Annotated in this window: 20 protein-coding genes; 5 read left to right on the top strand and 15 right to left on the bottom strand. The window is 70.5% G+C overall.

The features are described 5' to 3' along the window. The first annotated feature begins 114 nt into the window (after positions 1-114). The 4 genes from ACLHG5_RS06235 to ACLHG5_RS06220 are packed head-to-tail and all read left to right on the top strand — an operon-like array spanning position 115 to position 4,033. On the top strand, positions 115-1,140 hold the full coding sequence (locus tag ACLHG5_RS06235) for an iron-siderophore ABC transporter substrate-binding protein (protein ID WP_411315017.1): 1,026 nt from the start codon (positions 115-117) through the stop codon (positions 1,138-1,140). 6 nt (positions 1,141-1,146) lie between these two features. Beyond that, positions 1,147-2,214: a FecCD family ABC transporter permease gene (locus ACLHG5_RS06230; RefSeq protein ID WP_411318144.1), complete on the top strand. Its 1,068-nt coding sequence runs from the start codon at positions 1,147-1,149 to the stop codon at positions 2,212-2,214. Then, positions 2,211-3,239 carry a FecCD family ABC transporter permease gene (locus ACLHG5_RS06225; RefSeq protein WP_411318143.1) on the top strand — a complete coding sequence of 343 codons (1,029 nt, stop codon included), beginning with the start codon at positions 2,211-2,213 and terminating at the stop codon, positions 3,237-3,239. The genes ACLHG5_RS06230 and ACLHG5_RS06225 overlap by 4 nt, the downstream gene beginning before the upstream one ends. After that, positions 3,239-4,033, top strand: a complete 795-nt coding sequence (locus ACLHG5_RS06220) for an ABC transporter ATP-binding protein (RefSeq protein WP_411315020.1) — start codon at positions 3,239-3,241, stop codon at positions 4,031-4,033. The genes ACLHG5_RS06225 and ACLHG5_RS06220 overlap by 1 nt, the downstream gene beginning before the upstream one ends. Before the next feature lie 30 nt (positions 4,034-4,063). Here the strand turns inward: ACLHG5_RS06220 and ACLHG5_RS06215 are convergent, their stop codons facing one another. Next, positions 4,064-4,504 (bottom strand): Fe-S oxidoreductase, encoded by a 441-nt coding sequence (locus ACLHG5_RS06215; RefSeq protein ID WP_411318142.1) that lies wholly within the window; start codon positions 4,502-4,504, stop codon positions 4,064-4,066. Between the two features lie 57 nt (positions 4,505-4,561). Here ACLHG5_RS06215 and ACLHG5_RS06210 point away from each other — a divergent pair, with 57 nt between their 5' ends. Continuing rightward, positions 4,562-5,791 (top strand): glycosyltransferase, encoded by a 1,230-nt coding sequence (locus tag ACLHG5_RS06210; protein ID WP_411318141.1) that lies wholly within the window; start codon positions 4,562-4,564, stop codon positions 5,789-5,791. A gap of 4 nt (positions 5,792-5,795) precedes the next feature. Here the strand turns inward: ACLHG5_RS06210 and ACLHG5_RS06205 are convergent, their stop codons facing one another. The 14 genes from ACLHG5_RS06205 to ACLHG5_RS06140 all read right to left on the bottom strand — a co-directional run bounded on the left by ACLHG5_RS06205 (position 5,796) and on the right by ACLHG5_RS06140 (position 18,306). Next, positions 5,796-7,223 (bottom strand): dihydrolipoyl dehydrogenase family protein, encoded by a 1,428-nt coding sequence (locus tag ACLHG5_RS06205; RefSeq protein ID WP_411318140.1) that lies wholly within the window; start codon positions 7,221-7,223, stop codon positions 5,796-5,798. 6 nt (positions 7,224-7,229) lie between these two features. After that, positions 7,230-7,580, bottom strand: a complete 351-nt coding sequence (locus ACLHG5_RS06200) for a ribonuclease E inhibitor RraB (RefSeq protein WP_411315024.1) — start codon at positions 7,578-7,580, stop codon at positions 7,230-7,232. Positions 7,581-7,584: 4 nt separating this feature from the next. Beyond that, positions 7,585-8,379 carry a crotonase/enoyl-CoA hydratase family protein gene (locus ACLHG5_RS06195; protein ID WP_411318139.1) on the bottom strand — a complete coding sequence of 265 codons (795 nt, stop codon included), beginning with the start codon at positions 8,377-8,379 and terminating at the stop codon, positions 7,585-7,587. A gap of 67 nt (positions 8,380-8,446) precedes the next feature. Next, on the bottom strand, positions 8,447-9,268 hold the full coding sequence (locus ACLHG5_RS06190; protein WP_411315026.1) for an arginase family protein: 822 nt from the start codon (positions 9,266-9,268) through the stop codon (positions 8,447-8,449). 46 nt (positions 9,269-9,314) lie between these two features. After that, positions 9,315-9,965, bottom strand: a complete 651-nt coding sequence (locus ACLHG5_RS06185; RefSeq protein WP_411318138.1) for an NADPH-dependent F420 reductase — start codon at positions 9,963-9,965, stop codon at positions 9,315-9,317. Between the two features lie 47 nt (positions 9,966-10,012). After that, positions 10,013-11,023, bottom strand: coding sequence for a heparan-alpha-glucosaminide N-acetyltransferase domain-containing protein (locus tag ACLHG5_RS06180; protein ID WP_411318420.1), 1,011 nt, complete (start codon positions 11,021-11,023; stop codon positions 10,013-10,015). 41 nt (positions 11,024-11,064) lie between these two features. Then, positions 11,065-11,808 carry a PspA/IM30 family protein gene (locus tag ACLHG5_RS06175; protein ID WP_411315028.1) on the bottom strand — a complete coding sequence of 248 codons (744 nt, stop codon included), beginning with the start codon at positions 11,806-11,808 and terminating at the stop codon, positions 11,065-11,067. Between the two features lie 106 nt (positions 11,809-11,914). Further along, entirely contained in the window at positions 11,915-12,781 is an 867-nt protein-coding gene (locus ACLHG5_RS06170) for a hypothetical protein (RefSeq protein ID WP_411318137.1), read from the bottom strand. Then, the gene (locus ACLHG5_RS06165) at positions 12,771-13,340 is read right to left on the bottom strand and encodes a sigma-70 family RNA polymerase sigma factor (protein ID WP_411315030.1); all 570 of its coding nucleotides are present in this window, start codon (positions 13,338-13,340) and stop codon (positions 12,771-12,773) included. Before ACLHG5_RS06165 ends, ACLHG5_RS06170 begins: the two co-directional genes overlap by 11 nt. 70 nt (positions 13,341-13,410) lie before the next feature. Then, positions 13,411-13,821, bottom strand: coding sequence for a hypothetical protein (locus tag ACLHG5_RS06160; RefSeq protein WP_411318136.1), 411 nt, complete (start codon positions 13,819-13,821; stop codon positions 13,411-13,413). Between the two features lie 238 nt (positions 13,822-14,059). Then, complete coding sequence (locus tag ACLHG5_RS06155) at positions 14,060-15,004, bottom strand: DMT family transporter (RefSeq protein WP_411318135.1); 945 nt, start codon at positions 15,002-15,004, stop codon at positions 14,060-14,062. A 37-nt stretch (positions 15,005-15,041) separates the two neighbouring features. Further along, complete coding sequence (locus ACLHG5_RS06150; RefSeq protein WP_411318134.1) at positions 15,042-16,367, bottom strand: glycosyltransferase family 2 protein; 1,326 nt, start codon at positions 16,365-16,367, stop codon at positions 15,042-15,044. After that, a complete protein-coding gene (locus tag ACLHG5_RS06145) occupies positions 16,364-17,410 on the bottom strand; it encodes a hypothetical protein (RefSeq protein ID WP_411318133.1) in 1,047 nt (348 codons plus the stop codon). The genes ACLHG5_RS06150 and ACLHG5_RS06145 overlap by 4 nt, the downstream gene beginning before the upstream one ends. Further along, positions 17,407-18,306 carry a WcbI family polysaccharide biosynthesis putative acetyltransferase gene (locus tag ACLHG5_RS06140; protein ID WP_411318132.1) on the bottom strand — a complete coding sequence of 300 codons (900 nt, stop codon included), beginning with the start codon at positions 18,304-18,306 and terminating at the stop codon, positions 17,407-17,409. Before ACLHG5_RS06140 ends, ACLHG5_RS06145 begins: the two co-directional genes overlap by 4 nt. Positions 18,307-18,479 lie beyond the last annotated feature (173 nt).

The raw sequence follows: 18,479 nt of genomic DNA, 5'->3' as shown, positions 1-18,479 counted from the left end.
CGCTGCGCTCCCGCTCGACGCGCCCCACCCGGGGCGCCGCCATCCGCCTCGACTCGACCACGAGCCCGAGCGCCACTCGCGCGCACCGACCGGTGCGCCTCGAAAGGACCGACCATGACCAGAATGTTCACCCGAGTGGCGACCGCGGCTCTCGCGACGACGGCCCTCATCGCCCTCGCGGGGTGCGCGAGCGGCACCGCGGCCGAGCCGGAGGGCGCGTCGAGCGACGGAGCGTTCCCCGTGACGATCAGCTCCGCCCTCGGTGACGCCGTCATTCCGGCCGAGCCGGAGCGCGTCGTGACCATCGGGTGGGGCTCGGCCGACACCGCGGTCGCGCTCGGCACGACGCCGGTCGGGGTCGAGGTCGACGCCTGGAGCGGCGACGAAGACGGCTACCAGCCGTGGACCCGAGCGGCCATCGAGGAGCGCGGCGACGAGCTCCCCGAGACCTTCGCGGTGTACCCGGAGGTCGACATCGACGCGATCATCGAGCTCGAGCCCGACCTCATCCTCGCGCCGCAATCCGGCCTGAGCCAAGACGACTTCGACATCCTCAACGATCTCGCGCCGACCGTCGCCTACCCGGAGACGGCGTGGCGCACCGATTGGGACGACCAGATCGAGATCATCGGGCAGGCCCTCGGCAAGAGCGACGAGGCGGCCGGGCTCGTGACCGACCTCGAGACGCAGATCGCGGATGCCGCGGCCGAGAACCCCGACTTCGCGGGCGTATCGTTCGCCTACATCTACGCGGGCGACCCGGGCAGCCTCGCCGTCTACCAGGCGGGTGACCCTCGCGTCGACATCATCTCGGGCCTCGGACTCGTGGAGGTCGACGAGGTCGCCGCCCTCCCCGTCTCGGACGGCACGTTCACCTCGACGATCGGTCTCGAGCGCGCCGACGTGCTCGACGACGTCGACGTGCTCTTCTCGTGGGCGAACGACGAGGCGAGCGCGGCCGACATCGAGGCCCAGCCGCTCTACTCCCAGATCCCCGCGGTCGAACGGGGTTCCGCCGTCGTCAACATCGACCGCCCCCTCGGGATGGCGATGAGCATGATCACGCCGTACAGCGTGCCGTGGGCGATCGACGAGTACATCCCGCTCATCGACGACGCCGTCGCCGCGACGCAGGAGTAACCGCCGATGATGCCGTCGTCGACGCGGTCGGGAGCCGAGCTCCCGGCCCCGTCGACGACGGCGGTGGCGCCGGCCGGGCGCCGTCGCGCTCTGTCACCCCTCCTGCTCGGCCTCGTCGTCGCGATCGTCGTGACCCTCGGCTGCGTCGCGCTGAGCCTCGCCGTCGGCACGAGAGCGATCGCGCTCGCGGATGTCTGGACCGCACTCGTCGCGCCGACCGGCACCTTCGACGACACCGTCGTCGCGAGCCGGATTCCCCGCACCCTCCTCGCGGTGCTCGTCGGTTCGGCACTCGCGGTGTCCGGCGTCGTCATGCAGGGCGTGACCCGCAACCCCCTCGGGGATCCCGGTCTCCTCGGTGTCAACGTGGGCGCTGCCGCGGCCATCGTGACCGCCGCGTGGTTCTTCGGTACCGGCTCGGCGGCGGCATCCGTGTGGGTCGCCCTCCCCGGCGCGTTCGTGACCGTCGTCATCGTCTACGCGCTCGGGTCGGGTGGGCGCGCCGCGAGCCCCGTGAGGCTCGTTCTCGCCGGAGCCGTCGTGTCGGCCGTCATCGCCGCGTACATCCAGGCCCTGAGTCTCAGCCGCCCCGACGTCTTCGACAGCTACCGCTACTGGGTCGTGGGGTCGCTCGCCGGCCGGGAGCCCGCGGTCGCGGGCGAGATCCTGCCGTTCATCCTCGTGGGCCTCGCGCTCGCCTTTCTCATCGCGCCGGCCCTCAACACCCTCGCGCTCGGCGACGACACCGCGACGGCCCTCGGTGCGAGCACGGGCCGCACGCGCGTGCTCGGCGCGGTCGCGACGACCCTCCTGTGTGCGGCATCGACGGCCGCCGTGGGCCCCATCGGCTTCGTCGGTCTCGCGGTGCCCCACATCGTGCGCAGCTTCACGGGATCGGACCACCGCTGGGTCATGCTCTACAGCGCCATCCTCGGGCCGGCGCTCGTGCTTCTCGCCGACGTCATCGCCCGCGTGATCGTGAGCCCCGCCGAACTCATGGTCGGTGTCGTGACGGCCTTCATCGGTGCCCCCGTGCTGCTCTACGCGGTTCGCCGCGGCCGGGGCTTCGCGTGACCACGACGACCGTGCGCATCGGAACGGCGGTGAGCATCCCGCTCAGTCGGCGTGCCCTCGGTGTGGGCGCCGTGCTCGCCGTGCTCCTCCTCGTCGCCGGGCTCCTCACGCTCACCCTTGGATCGCTCGGGATCCCGATCCTCACGCTCCCCGCCCAGGTCATCGCGCCCACCGGTTCCGAGGGATTCGTGCTCACACGACTCCGCGGACCTCGACTCGTGACGGCGATCGGAACCGGCGCGGCCCTCGGCATCGCGGGTGCGCTGTTCCAGACCGTGACCCGCAATCCGCTCGGGAGCCCGGATGTCATCGGACTCGGCGTCGGGGCTTCGGCGGGTGCCGCGGCATCCGCCCTCGTGTGGCCGGGCGTCGTTCCCGTGCCCGTGGGTGCCCTCGTCGGCGCGACCGTCGCGATGCTCGTCGTGTGGGCGGGAACCGGTCGAGGATTCTCGTCGCCGTCGCGCGTGATCATCGTCGGCATCGGGGTGTCGGCCATGGGGGTCGCCGTCACCAACCTGCTCATCGCTCGCGCCGGTCGCGAGGAGGCGACCGTGCTCGCCGCCTACATCAACGGCACCCTCGCCTCGCGGAGTTGGGACGACGCCGCGATCATCTGGGCGTCGCTGCTCGTGATCGTGCCGTCGGCGATGCTGCTCGGCCGGCGCCTGTCGCTCATCGAGATGGGCGACGAGATCGCCGACTCTCTCGGAGCGAAGGCGAGCACCACGCGCGCCGTGTCGATCGTCGTCGCCGTCGCCGCCGCGGCGGCCGCCGTGAGCGTCGCGGGCCCCGTGGCGTTCATCGCGCTCATCGCCCCCCAGGTCGCGAAGCGGCTCACGCGGGTCGGGGGAGCGAACGTCGCCATCTCGGCCATCACGGGGGCGCTCCTCATCGTCGCGGCCGATCTCGCGGTGCAGAATTCCCCCTTCGAGGTGCAATTGCCCGTCGGAGTGCTCACGGGAGCGATCGGCGGGCTCTACCTCGGTTTCCTGCTCGTTCGCGAGTTCAAGAAAGGCACGATCTGATGACCGTTCGACTGAGAACGCGCGACGTGACTCTCGCGTACGACGGCCGTGTCGTCGTCGAGGCGCTGAGCGTCGACATCCCCGACGGCGGCTTCACCGTCATCGTCGGGCCGAACGCGAGCGGCAAGTCCACCCTGCTCAAAGCCCTCGCACGCACCATCGCCCCCGCATCGGGCGAGGTCGTGCTCGACGACGCGGCCATCGGGTCGTACCGCACCAAGGAGGTGGCTCGACGGCTCGCACTCCTGCCGCAGAACCCCATCGCACCCGACGGCGTGCGGGTGCGCGACCTCGTGGCGCGCGGCAGGTATCCCCACCAGAGCCTCCTGAGGCAGTGGAGCGCGACCGACGAGGCCGTCGTGGCGGAGGTGCTCGAGGCGACCGAGACGACGGCCCTCGCGGACCGCGTCGTGACCGAACTCTCAGGCGGGCAGCGTCAGCGCGTGTGGATGGCTATGGTTCTCGCGCAAGCGACCGATCTGCTTCTGCTCGACGAGCCGACGACGTTTCTCGACATCGCCCACCAGTACGACGTGCTCGACCTGTGCGCGGCGCTCCACGCGCGAGGCAAGACCCTCGTGGTCGTCCTCCACGACCTCAACCAGGCTGCCCGGTACGCCACCCACCTCGTCGTGCTCAATCACGGACGCATCGTGGCCGAGGGCCCACCGGGAGACGTGCTCACCGCCGACCTCGTGGGGCGGGAGTTCGGCCTCGAGTGCCGCGTCATCGACGACCCTGAGACCGGAACACCCCTCGTGGTGCCGCTCGCGAGGTCAGCGCGAGGGCAGTAGCGCGCTGTCGTCACGCGGGGTGCCCGTTGCTCACGCGTAGCCGCCCCTCTCGAGACCGGCCTCCCTCTCGAAGCGGTTCGAACGGGCATCCGCTCCCGCAGCGACGTAGAGCGGGATGAAGGCGAGACCGTAGCGCCGCCACTGCTCCCGATGCACCGCCTCGTGCTCGATCACGGTCGGCGAGGTCGAATCGCGGGTGAGATACACGCCGCCGATCATCGTTCCGCCGCGCCCGAACGCCCACCGCGGGCACCCGCGCGCGACGACGAGACCGTGCTCGCGCTCGAGAGGCCCGGTGCTGAGCGCAGCGCCCCACACGAGCGCCCCCGCGGTCGCGATAGCGTAACCGACCGCGACGACGCGGTGGTCGAGGGCGATCCTGCGCACCACGGGTGATGCGGCACCGATCGAGCACACGCTTCGGGCTGCTGCCTCGAGAATCTCGAGCGCGGGTGTTGCCTCCGGTGTCATGTCTTCAGTGGTAGCACACGGCTCGGACGGCCAGGGGCGGCGCAATACAGTGGCTGGATGCTCTCCCCGATCCGCCGTGTCGCGATGATCTCGATGCACACGTCGCCCGCCGCTCAACCGGGCCGAGGCGATGCGGGGGGCATGAACATCCTCGTGCGCGAGGTCGCCACGGCGCTCGGGGCCCGCGGACTCGCCGTCGACGTGCTCACGCGCGCCGTCGCCGAGCCGCGCGTCGTCGACCTCTCGCCCGGGGTAACGCTCCACGAGCTCGAGGCGGGCCCCCGCGGCGAGCTGCGCAAGAACGACCTCTCCCGCGTGAGCGACGAGTTCGGCGAGGGGATCGCGAAACTCCACGCGAGTGTTCCCGGCGGGTTCGACGTCATCCACGCCCACTACTGGCTGAGCGGCATATCCGCCCTCCCCGTGGCGATCGAGCACCGCATCCCCCTCGTGCAGAGCTTCCACACTCTCGCGGCGATGAAGAACCGTCGCCTGGCGCCCGGAGCCGAGCCGGAGAGCGAGAGGCGGGTGCGGAGCGAGATGTTCCTCGCCGACCAGGCGAGTGCGGTCATCGCGTCGTCGGCCGCCGAGGTGACGACACTCATCGACGACGTGCGCGCCCCCGCCGATCGAGTCTGGGTCATCCCGCCGGGAGTGGATGTCGACCACTTCCGGCCGCGGCGCGCCGACCACGTCGTGCGGGCCCGGCTCGACGTCGCGGCTGGCCGCCCCCTCATCGTCATCGTCGGCCGCGTGCAACCCCTCAAGGCCCAAGACCTCGGGGTGCGGCTACTCGCCGACATGACGCGCGGAAGCGGGCCATCGCCCGTGCTCGTCATCGCGGGGGAATCGACCCCGGGTGACGAGGGGTACGCGCGGTCTTTGCGCACGCTCGCCGACGAGCTCGGTGTCGCCGACGACATCCGTTTCATCGGGTCGGTCGACCGCGACTACCTCGCGAGGCTCCTCGCCGAGGCGACCCTCACCCTCGTGCCCTCGCACTCGGAGACCTTCGGGCTCGTGGCGCTCGAGTCGGCCGCGAGCGGAACCCCCGTCGTCGGATTCCGGAGCACCGGTCTCGTCGAGTCGGTCGACGACGGGGTCTCGGGGGTGCTCGTCGACGGCCGGGAACCCCGCGAGTGGGCCAGGGTCGTATCGGCGCTCCTCGACGACCGCGACGGGCTCGAGGCCCTCGGGCGAGGAGCCCGAGACCACGCCGAAGGGTTCACGTGGGCGTCGACGGCCGCCGCGACGCTCGGTGTCTACGCGGGCGTCGCGGGCCTCTGAGTCGCTACTGCGCGGGCCGACCGTAGGTCTCGAGGAGCCGCAACCACACCTCGTTGATGGTCGGGTATGCGGGCACGGCGTGCCACAGGCGGGAGAGGGGCACCTCGCCGACGACCGCGATCGTCGCGGCGTGCACGAGCTCCGCGACATCCGGGCCCACGAAAGTCGCGCCGACGACGACCGACCGCGCCTCGTCGACGACCATGCGGGCTCGACCCGAGTAGCCCTCGGCGTGGAGGCTCGACCCCGCGACGGCACCGAGGTCGTAGTCGACGACGCGGATGTCGAGACCCGCCTCTTCGGCTGCGGCGGCGGTGAGGCCGACGGAGGCCACTTCGGGGTCGGTGAACGTGACTTGCGGAACCGCCGCATGGTCGGCCGTCGCGACGTGGGTGCCCCACGCTTCCGTCGACAGCTCCGACCCGAGAGCACGTGCGGCGATGACGTCGCCGGCCGCGCGCGCCTGGTACTTGCCCTGGTGGGTCAGGAGGGAGCGGTGATTGACATCGCCCGTCGCGTAGAGCCAGTCGAACCCCTCGACGAGCATCGTGTCGTCGACCGGGAGCCAGTCGCCCGGAGTGAGACCCACCGTCTCGAGACCGACATCCGCGGTGTGCGCGCTACGTCCCGTTGCGACGAGCACTTCGGCGGCCGACACCGTCGAGCCGTCGTCGAGGTCGATCTCGACCGACTCGTCGGAGAGACGGCGCACCGCGACGGGCGAGCGGCCGATCAGGACGGTCGCGCCGGCATCCGTGAGGGCGGACCCCACGAGCTCGCCCGCGAACGGCTCAGACGAACCGAGGAGACCGCTTCTCGCGATGAGGGTCACGGTGCTCCCGAGGCCCGTGTAGGCCGTCGCCATCTCTGCCGCGACGACACCGCCACCGATGATGGCGAGACTCGCGGGGGCGCTCGTCGCGCTCGTCGCCTCGCGACTCGTCCACGGCGTCGCCTCGGCGAGGCCGGGGATGTCGGGCATCGCGGCCGTTGACCCGGTGCTCACGACGACAGCGTGGCGAGCGGTGAGCTCGCGTCCCGCGCCGTCGTCTGAGGTCACGTGCACGACGCGTTCCCCGGCGAGACGGGCGTGCCCGCGAACGAGGTCGATCCCCGCGGACTGGAGCCACTCCACCTGGGAGGAGTCGTCCCATCCGCTCGTGAACGAATCGCGCCGAGCGAAGACCGCGGCGACGTCGACCTCGCCCGTGACGGCCTCGCGAGCCCCCGGAACCGCGCGAGCGGCTCGCAGCGCGCTCGAACTGCGCAAGAGCGCCTTCGAGGGCATGCACGCCCAGTACGAGCACTCCCCGCCGATGAGCTCGTTCTCGACGATGACGACGCTGAGACCCCGCTCGGCCGCACGACCCGCGACGTTCTCTCCGACCGCACCCGCCCCGATGACGATGACATCCCACTCGGTCTCACTCATGTGCACTCACTCCTGTTCGCGAGGTGACACGGCGAACGAGCCGCTCCATCCGTCGTAGGCCCCACGGTAGGTCTCCACGATCGAGAACACCTGGCAGACGAAGCCGTCGACGGTCGACGTGTCGAGACTCGTCGTCTGCCTGGCCCGCACCTCGAACTTGCTCCAGCCGCGACGCACGATCGAGGCGTCGAACCCGGCCGCCGTGAGTGCAACCTTCGCGGCGACCGCGTTCGCTCGCACGGCGAAGACGGCGAAGTGCTCGACCTGGCGTTCGACGTCGAGGTGGTCGCCCATCTTGATGCGCTGGGCAAGCTGTTCGGAGTTCATCGCGCGCTGCGATTCGAGGTTTCTGCCCACGGCGCTACCTCCCGACGAATCCGGGATCGGTGCGCGAGAGGAACGCCTCCATGCCGATGCGGGCGTCTTCGGTGGCCGCGAGTCGCACGAGCTCGGGCTGCAGAGCGGACTCGGCTGCGGCGTCTCCGTCGCGCACGGCCACACGGGCGTTCGCGAGCGTCGCCTGCACGGCGAGAGGGGCCTGAGCCGCGATGCGCCGCGCCAGTTCCCGCGCCCGATCGAAGGCCGTGCCGTCGGGTACGACCTCCTGAACGAGCCCGAGGCGCAGGGCCTCCGGCGCGTCGAACCGATCGCCCGTGAGCATCCACCGCATGGCATTGCCCCACCCGACGGCGCGCGGCAGTCGCACGGTCGCCCCACCGAAGGGGAGGATGCCCCGGCTCACCTCGATCTGGCCGAACACGGTCGACTCCGCGGCGATCGTGATGTCGCTCGCGAGGATGAGCTCGATACCGAGCGTGAGGCACGTTCCCTGCACCGCCACGACGACGGGTTTCGACACGGACGTGCCGTCGACCTGCCACGGGTTGATGCCCCCCTCCGGCACGATGTCGACGCCGTCGGGGCCGATGCGGGGGCCGATGTCGGCGAGGTCGAGACCGGCGGTGAAATGGTCGCCGTGGGCGTAGACGAGGCCGACCCTGAGCTCCGGGTCACGATCGAGCTCGCCGTAGGCGAGGGCGAGTTCGCTGAGCATCGCGTGGTCGGCGGCGTTGCGCTTGTCGGCGCGATCGAGGCCGATGAGGAGAACACGGTCGTCGCGGTCGACGGTGACGCGACGACGGGCAGGCACGGTCATGACAGAGAGCCTACGACCGTCGGGCTCCGCCCGCTCCTCGGATAGGTGCCTCGCGGCCACGCCGTCGTCACGATCGCGTGAGTGCACCCACGATGCGGAGGATGCTCGGCAGATCGTCCACCGCGGAATCGATCGAGGCGGGAGCGAACTCGGTGATGCCCGCGCCGACGAGCGGCGCGACGTCCCGCACCGCGCCGATGAGCGCGAGGAGGTCGGCGAGGGTGATGCCGAACGGCTCCGGATAGCTCACGCACCCGAACTCCGCGGGGTCGAGCACGTCGAGATCGACGTGGATGTAGACGCGCGACGCTCCCGTCTCGCGCACCGCCTCGGCGAGCGAATCGGCGGTGAGTGCGTCGGGCGGGAGCATCGTGATGCCCGCCGCCTCGACGAAATCGTTCTCGGCCTCGTCGAGAGCTCGGGTGCCGGCGAGGATCACGCGATGAGCGGGCACGGGAGTGGTCGGAACGAGTTCGTCGGCTCCGTCACCGAGGAGGGTGCGCAAGACCATGCCGTGGAACGCACCGCTCGGCGATGACACCGGGGTGTTGAGATCGGCGTGCGCGTCGAGCCAGACGACCGCGACATCCCCCTGCTGCATCGCGTGGTCGATCGCGGCGAGCTCGACACCGCAATCGCCGCCGATCACGACCGCGGGCGACGCGGTCTCCCGCAGGACGGCGGCGAGCTCGTCGCGCACGCGAGCGACCGAACTGAGTCTCTGCACGCCCGTGTCCATGCTCGAGCCGGCACCCGAGGGCACGTCGACTCGAGTGGTCGCAGAGAACGGCAGGTCGCCGCCGATGGCCTCGGCCCCCTCGATGAGACGCATCGCTCGCGACGAGCCTGAGCCTTGCCACTGGGGGACGACGATGAATGAGGCGCTCACAGGGTTCAGTGTGCCACGCGGGGCGGCCGCGGTCGTCGCGGCCGCGTCACCGCGAGTTCTTGTTGCGCTCGGCGAGGAGGATGCTCGCCCGGAGCTCTCGCGCGTTCTCGCGCGCACCGTACGCCGGCTGATCGCGCTCGACCCGCCAGCTCTCCGAGAGCTGACCCACATCGACAGCGTCGAAACCGAAGGAGTCCAGGAGGTCTGCGACCGCCCGTCGCGCGTCGTCGTCGTCTCCTGCGATCGCGAGGGCCCGCCGGTCGTCGGTGCCCGCGGGAGACCGCTCCGACGTGATGTTGCTCGCGGTGATGTGGTTGAAGGCTTTGACGACGCGGCTCTCGGGGAGGTGCTCCTGCAGGAGACCCGACACCGTTTGCTCTTCGGCGTCGAGCACGGCGATGTCGCCGTCGCGCTCGCGGTAATAGTTGTTGGTGTCGATGACGATCTTGCCCGCGAGCGGCTCGACGGGCACGTCGCGATAGGCCTTGAGGGGCACCGTCACGACGACGATGTCGCCCTCTGTCGCGGCCTCGGTCGCCGTCGCGGCACGAGCGCGCGGGCCGAGGTCGGCGATGAGCGCCGCGAGGGTCTCGGGGCCACGCGAATTGCTCATCACGACGTCGTGGCCCGCCTCGATCGCCGTGCGGGCGACCTGACTGCCGATGTGTCCTGCTCCGATGAATCCGATTGTCGTCATGGGGGAGTGCAACCGCGCCGCGGTCGTGATGATTCCCGGACAGCGAGTCAGGGGCGCGGTGCGGGGCTGGCCTCTGCCGGGCGCGCGACGGCGGCGAGAGCACGCTCGAGCGGCCCGCGCCCGAGCCACAGCCGCCAGGCACTCGCGAATGCGAGGGACGCGACGATGAGCCCGATGAGGAGAGGCCACCCCGGGTACTCCACCGCCCCGTCGCTCTGCGTGCGCAAGACGACGAAGATCGCGAGGGTGATGATCTGCAGCGTGTAGACCGTGAGCGCCATCGACCCGGTCGCGGCGAGCGGCCACGTGATCGCGCGGACGATCCGTGCGAAGCCGCGTCGCTCGGGCGACGTGACCCACAGCAGCAGACCGGTGACGGCGATCGCGAGACCTCCCGAGCCGAACACCTCCGCCGTGGAGTCGGAGTGCGCCTCGGCGGTCACGCCGGGGAGGAAGGTCGCGGCGCCGTAGCCGAGGATGGCGCCCGCAGAACCCGCGACGATCATGACGAGCTGTGTGCCCTCGCGGCGCAGGTCGGATCGGGCGCACACGAGGCCGAACAGCAGGTAGGCGAGCCAGATGAGCACGGGGTAGTACCCCGTGAGCAAGTACTCCTGCGCGACGTAGCGCAACGGCGACGTGACGGGGTCGGCGTCGGGAAGGGCAGCCGCGACGAGGGGCGAGACGAATGCGGCGACGACGGCTATCGCGATGAGCACGGGGCGTGAAAGAAACAGCAGCGGCACCATGAGGAGAAAGGCGATGGCGTAGTAGTCGAGGATGATCGCGATGCCGCTGTTGAGCGTCGTGAGCAGAACACCGAGCAGAAACAGCACGAGTGCGCGGATGACGATGCTCCCGCGCCGCGAGCGCCGAGCCTCGGGCTCGGTCGGACTCGCCGACCCCGTCATGATCCCGAGCGAGACTCCCGCGAGCGTCGCGAACAGCACCGACGAGCGGCCGTCGGCGAGCAGCTCGACGTCGGTCGGGCGGGGAATCGCGTGCGCGACGAACATGCCGAGCACCGCGATGCCGCGCGCGACGTCGACGCCGACGATCCTGCTCGTCTGCGCCGTGAGCTCGCGGGCGATGGGGTGCCCTACTCGCCTGCGCCGAGGGCGCGGGGAGCCGGCGAGCCGGCCTTGAGGGCGGCGAGGCGCGCGTCGAGCTCGATCTGCTCGTCGGATGCCGCCAGAGCTTCGAATTGCGAGTCGAGGCTCGAGGCGCTGAGCTCCTGAGCGCCGAGCATGCGGGCCTCCTCACGACGGATCTTGTCTTCGAACCGACTGATCTCGCTCGTCGGGTCGAGAAGGTCGATGCTCTTCACGGCGTCGTGCACCTGGCGCTGCGCTTCGACGGTCTTCGATCGCGCAATGAGTTCGTCGCGCTTCGACGTGAGCTGCGAGAGCTTGCCGCGCATCGCGTCGAGCCCCGACTTGAGCTGGTCGACGACAGCCGTCTGCGAGGCGATCTGAGGTTCGGCGTCGCGGGCCTCCTTCTCCGAGGCGAGCTGGCGGCTCAACGCTACCTTCGCGAGGTTGTCGAACTTGTCGGCGTCGGCCGTCTTGCCGCCCGAGCGCAACTCGTCGGCCTTGCGGCTCGCCGCGAGAGCCTTGGTTCCCCAGTCGGCGGCGGCGGAGACATCCTCGGCGTGATCCTGCTCGAGCAGGCGCAGGTTGCCGATGGTCTGCGCGATCGCACCCTCGGCATCGGCGATGCTCCGCGTGTAGTCGCGCACCATCTGGTCGAGCATGAGGGCGGGGTCTTCGGCCTGGTCGAGCACGGCATTGATGTTCGCCTTCGCGAGTTGGGCGATGCGCCCGAAGATCGACTGCTTGGTCATGGTGTGCCTTTCGATGTCGCGGGCCACGAGAGTGCGGGGGAGAACCGGCCCGCAACGGATTCTAGTGATCCGCATCAGGGAAACACCGGGTGGCGACGCCGAACTGTCAGTCGAGCACGATCGGAACGGTCGGCCCTTCGACGAATCCGTCGGCACCCTGGCCGAGCTCGCCGTCGCCGACCCCGCCGACCTCGGTGGCGGCGACGGCGACGATGTCGACCGTCGCGGAGATGTCGTAGCGCCCGGGTGGGATCGGGGCGAGCTCGTCGTTTCCGGCACCGAGCGTGTCGCCATCCCCGTCGCACTCCGTGAGTCCGAGCGCGGCGTCGAGGGAGATCGTCTCACCCGGGGAGAGGTCAAACTCGACGACCCCGACCGCCTGGCCCGAGTCGGTCTGCGCGATCACGATGCCGTCGCGCGAGAGGGTGACGACGGGGGGAGCGGACACTGCTCCCGACACGCGGGACGACCCGGTGTTCTCGAGAGTGATTGCGCCGTCGATGGTGCGCACACCCCCGTCTCGGGCGTCGGTCGAGAGATCGACGCTCTCGACGAAGTCGGGGGTCGCGACGAGTCCCGACGGGCTCGGCGCTCGACTGACGATCGGTTCGCCGCACGACGGCAGTCCGCGGCCGCCAGTCGACTCGCCCTCGTTCGATTCCTCCTCATCGACGCCCGGCCCGTCGAAGGCCGGCCCATCGGCGCCGTCGGAGAGACCCGAGACGGCGCTGTCACTCGAGGTCACGGGGAGGAGGAAATCGATGCCCGTCACCGCGACGACGCCGAGTCCGACGGCGGCGGCTGTCGACGCGACGGCGATCACCGCGATCTTGGGTCGCCGTCGATGCCGGGCCGCCCGCACGATCGACGCGCCGTCGAGTGACCGGGCGTTACCGCCGGAATCGGTGTCCGCCTCGGAACCGAGCCGGTCGAGCACGTCTCGTGCGCGCTCGGACGGGATCTCATCGACCATGGTGCTCCTCGGTTCGTTCGGGCGGTGCCGACGGTGATGGCGACGACACCGGTGACGCCGACGTCGGGTCGTCGGCCCCCAGGGCCGCGGCGAGCTTCGCGAGGCCGTCGCTCAGGTATCTCTTGACCGTTCCCTCGCTGATCTCGAGCTCGCGGGCGATCGCGGCGACGGTCAAGTCGTCGTAGTAGCGCAGCACGAGGCAGGCCCGCTCGCGCGGCGACAGGCGGCGCAACTGCGCCCACAGATCGAGGCGCGACCCGGTCGCCGCGTCGCTCGAATCGACCACCGCGGGCTCGATCGTGAGGTGCGCGATCCGCCGCCACCTCGAGCGGCGTCGCGTGGCGTCGATGTGCGCGGTCAGGATGGCTCGGCGCACGTAGGCTTCGGCGCCCTCGATCGTGAAGCCGTTGGAGAGCCGGCCGAAGGTCTTGACGAGGGCGTCGTGCACGAGGTCGCCTGCGTTCTCGGCGTCGCCCGTCACGAAACGGGCGTAGCGCAGTAGCGCTGTGCCGCGACGCTCGACGAGCGTTGTCGCGACGCCTTCCCACGACGACGTCACTCGTGCACTCCTCTCCTCACCGACTAGAACGAGTGTGATCGACGAAAGGTTGGGGGGCGCGCCTCGATCGCTATTCGAGCAGCACGGCGACGACCTGCACGATCGTACTGACGATGCCGATGGCGACGAGAAGCCATCCCGCGATCCGCACGCCGCGTCCGTCGAGGCGCGGGTCGTCGAGTCGAGCGATCGCGGGGTCCCGCTTGTCGAAGTGCACCGTGACCTCGTCTCCGAGGCGCGGTTCACCCGGCGCATCGGGGGGCACGGGGGAGGAGTGCAGAATGCGGTCGAGGTCCATCCATCGGAACGACAGAGCGGAGGGCTCGGTCGGCGAGACGATGACGACGCCCCACGTCTCGACGAATCTCCCCGCGAAAAGGCGGATGCCGTAGCCGATGAGCAGGAGCGTGACCCCCGCGCCGAGTCCGACCCACGTGAGGACCTCGAAGACGAGGGCGAACGAATCGTTGAGCGAGGTCACGAGTTCGATAGTAGAAGACACGTGACGGGTGGGCCGCGCGGTTCGGGATCGTCGCTCGCGGGAGTGAGAAGTGCCGGTCACCTCCCCGCTGGGGGGAACGGGAAAGTGACCGGCGAGTTCACCGATCTATTCGGGTGCGATCGGTGGACTAGAGAGGTCCTCGTTGACCAATTGGGACTTTAGAGGAATTACATTCTCGATGTCCACCAAAAGGAGGACATTGTGGAGAGCGGAGCGATCAATAGGTGTTGATGGCCTCGTTCGCCCCGGGGCCTTGACCGCGCCGCGACCTGCTACTAGGCGAAGAGCCGCCCACGAGCACGATCATGCCCGCGACGATGACCCCGACGCCGATCCAGACGCGGAGGCTCGGAGACTCGCCGAGCACGATGATTCCGAGCGCACTCGCGACGAGGGGTTCGGCGAGGGTGAGCGTCGCGACGACGGGTGCTGTGAGCCCGCGGAGTCCGCTCGCGAAGAGCAGGTAGGCGACCAACACTGTCGCGAGACCGAGCCACAGCACCGTCGTGAGGCCCGAGGCCGTGACGATCCAGGTGGTGTCGGAGAAGAGCACGAGGGGGATCGTGCCGAGCGCTCCCGCGCCGAAGAGGGTGCCCATCGTCTTCGACGGCGACCACCCGTCGTCGAGTAGTCGCTTGGAGCAGACGGCGTACACGGCGTAGGAGAGACCCGCGGAGAGGGATGCCGCGAGACCGACGGCATCCACGCCCTCTCGAGTGCCCGGCCCGGCGCCCGTGAGCCACACGAGCCCCGCGACCGAGAGCAGGGTCGCGACGGACCAGCGAACGCCGGGGAAGGCGCGGGTCGTCGCCCAGCTGAGGGCGCCGGTCGCGAGCGGAGCGGTTCCGAGGGCGATGAGGGTGCCGACCGCGACACCGTTGCGGTCGACGCCCGCGAAGAACGTCGGCTGATAGGCGACGACGGCGAGCGCACCCACGACGACGACGGTGGTGTGCCCCACACCGCTCGCCGAGCCCGGGGCGGTGTGGGGCGGTCGGCGGCGGGACGAGATGACTGCGACGAGCGCGAGGGCGGTGCCGCCGAGGAGCAACCGTGCCGCACCGACCGAGACCGGGTCGGCATCCGGTGCGCCGAGCGCCTGCGCCGTTCCCGTGGTTCCGAAGAGAGCTGCGGCGAGCAGGACGAGCAGCACGGAGCGCATGCCGTCATTGTCACACGCGCGTCGTTCCGGGCCCGGGTCAGAGCCAATCGCCGTAGTGGGCCGCGACGCTCTCGTCACCGCGGAGGCGACGGACGACGGATGCCGCGGATTCGACGGTGTGCTCGAAGAACGGCGTCGGCCACCGCGCTTCTCTCGCGGCGGCACGCGCCGACCGGATGACGACGAGGGCGCCGTCGTCGTCGGCGAGGGTCACTTGTCCGGTCGTGCCGGTGCCGATGGTCTCGATGATGCGCCCGAAAGCGGTGGAGCCGCCTGTTCCGGGAGGCGCGATCCGGCAGGGAACGGTGATGTCGACTCGCACGCGATACCCCTCGAGTGCAGCGCGCGAGGGGTCGACCGCCTCACCGAACGAGACCCGCGGGTCGGCCGCGAAGAGCCGCTCGTGATCCCTGGACACTCGAACGTGCGCGAACGGCGTCGCCCTCAGAACACTGTCGACCGTGATGAGGGCGTGCGACGCCGTCATCCCGCTGTCGACGACGACGAGGGTGTCGCTCGACCCGAGGAGCAAACCGTGCGGCCGTGAACCTCGCACCGGGATGAGATGCGCGAGAGTGTGGGTCTCGCGTGACTTGTCGTCGGGGTCGCTCGCGCGCCCGCTCCAGTCGGCGCCGTCGTGCCATGCCACGGCACCGGGCGCGTGCGCGAAGATCGCCCCGGCGATCCAGCACCGCCACGCCCACTCCCAGTCCTCGCCGCCGTAGGTCGTGAACGACTCGTCGAAGCCCCCGACCTCGAGAGCGAACCAGCGACTGCACGCGAGCACGGCGCCGATCAGGTGACGGTAGGAGCGATCGTCGGCGTGCAGGAGGTCGTCGGAACGGCGGTATTCGTCACGCAACCAGTCGGGGTCGGGCAGGCGGTGCCGCGGGGCGTGCACCTCGATGGGCGCGTCGATCGGCACGTCGGTGAGGTCGGCGTGAAGGCGCGTGCCGACGACGACCGCTTCGGGGGCGAGCGAGGGGAGCCGCGCCATCCGCTCCACGTAGGCGGGTTCGGGCACGGTGTCGGCGTCGAGGAAGAGCAGCACGTCGCCCGTCGCTGCCTCGATGCCGCGATTGCGAGCCGCCGCGAGACGGAACCCCTCGTCGGCTTGGCGAACGAGGGTGACGTGCGGCGGCACGGTCGGGGCGACGGCGGAACCGTCGTCGACGACGATGATCTCGAGGTGGTCTGCGGGGTGCGACTGCCTGTCGAGGGCGAGGAGAACCCGACGGAGCTGGACCGGTTGCTCGAAGTGCGCGACGACGACCGTGACCGTCACAGGAGTGTCGCGACCCTCGCCGTCGAGCGTGTTCCAGGCGTTCCCCGCGACTGAGACGCCGTAGGGGGGCGCGGTCACGACGCGACCTCGGCCCACCACGCGCGGTAGGCGGCGACGGTGTCGTCGGGGTGGGGGCGGGTGTCGGCATCCGCGGCGACTCGGGTCGACACGGGGTCGGAGATCGCGCGCGCGACGGCCGCCCCGAGATCCGCGGCGCTCACGATCGTGAGGGTTCCGGGGCGCAAGTGCTCCATCTCCCGCGCGTATCGGCTCTCGACGACGATCGGTCGACGTCCGGCGCCGATCCAGGTCGCCATCGAGCCGGACGCCGAGAAGTGCGTGTGCGCGATGACCGGTACCGCGACCCGACGGCACTGCCGCACGAGTTCATCGGAGTCGAGATAGCCCGTCACGGCGAAGTCGACCCCGAGCGCTCGAGCGTGCGACTCGAGTTCGGCGAGGTCTGCCTCGTGGCCGTCGGAGACCCGGCCGAGCGCGCGAACGGGAGCGTCGACGCGCGCAGCGGCGACGGCATCGACGACTTCGCGGTGTCCCTTGCCGGGGTAGAAGAAGCCGAGGATGGCGACGGCGGGGTCGAGCACCGGTGCGTCCGCGAGCGAGGGGGCGGGGTCGCCCGCAGATTCGTGAGCGACCTCGACAGGCAGGGGGATCACGGTCACGGGCGTGTCGCCGAGATCGATGACATCGGCGAGCAGGAGTCGCTCGTGTTCGCTGTTGACGACGATGCCCGCGGCCGCGTCGACGACGCGCTGATATCCCGCGATGCGCGCCTCGAGGGATCGGCCGTCGGACGGCTGAGGCACGTCGTGGAGTGTGACGGTGCACGTCGTGCGCCGCGCGATCCGCTCGATCGCAGCCGCGGCGTCGCCCGGGTTCGGGCCCCACAACCGGTCGGTGAAGTGCGCGTGCACGGGGGTCGGGTCGGTGTCGTCGCGGAGGTCGGAGGCCTCGGAGCCGCCCCTCTCGAGAACGGTCGCGGTCGAGGTGTCCGCGTGCGCGCTCGCCGCCACCACTCGGTCGGCGAGAGCGCGCGCGTACTGTGCGACGCCGTGCTGTCGGTCGGCGTGCACGATGAGCCCGATCCGGAGCGGAGAATTCATGACTGCATCATCCGCAGTGTCTCGGCGTGGCGGCGCACGGCGAACGAGACCGTCTCGGGGTGCTCGCGGTACCACTCGCGGTGCGCGCTCAGGACCGTGTCGCGGGGGATGACCTCGCCGTCGACGACCCAGTGATCCGTCGGCGCGTCGTCGAGCCCCCACGTCTCGATGACCTCGGGGTCGCGCGGGGCGTGCACCGAGTCGAGCAGGGGACGACCCGGGTCTGCGGCGACCGGGGCGAGGCCGACCGACTCCCGCACGCGCACGGCGAGCGCCGAGAAGACGGGATTGCCGGGGTGGTTGATCGTGCGCATGGTGTCGAATCTCGGAGGGTCGACGAGGTCGGAGACCGGGATCGCCCCGTGCAGGCTCTCCCGACGACGCAACTCGTCGCTCGACCGCGCCGCGATCGCGCGGATGGCCTCGGTGTCCACGCGCACGGGGGTGCCCGCCGCTCGCGCGAGTTCGCGGAGGTCGTGATAGACGACGATCGGGGGGTCGGCGAGCGGGCGCGAGTGATCACGCACGATGACGTGAGCGGGGTAGAGGGCGGTGTGCCTGATGGTGGGAACGATCGCGTGGCGGGCACCTCGCGGCAGGCGGGCGATCATCTCCGCCGCTCCGAGGGGGAGGTCGTGATAACCGTCGCGGATCGGTTGGGTCACGAGGAGGCTCACGCGGGGGAGCAGGCGCTCGAGGTGAGACAGGTCGTCGCTCGTGAGCTCGTGCACGGCGGGGATGCGCACGGTCGCCAGGTCGTCTCCCTCGAGGGTGATGCGCAGCGATTCGGCTTGGCAATTGCCCATGACGATCGCGAGGGACTCGGGCGCGGGGGTGAGGCCGTAGAACGATCCGTAGTGTCGCCGACGAGCGCCGTCGGCCGCTTCGTCGATCACGTCGTTCCTCTCGGTGGGGTGAGTCGCCGGCAGCGCCCGGATTCGCGTGCGTCGGTGTCGTCCGTCGGGGTTATATTCGCATGACGACGTGTCTCCCAGCCCGTCGCGCCCTGACGGGTCGCAGTCCGTCTGGCGGTGAGTTGCTCCGGCTCTCGAGTTGACGTCCTGTTGGA

It is taken from the genome of Marisediminicola sp. LYQ85, assembly GCF_046600695.1.
Classification (GTDB): Bacteria; Actinomycetota; Actinomycetes; order Actinomycetales; family Microbacteriaceae; genus Marisediminicola.
This window is presented reverse-complemented; position numbering and strand designations above follow the sequence as displayed.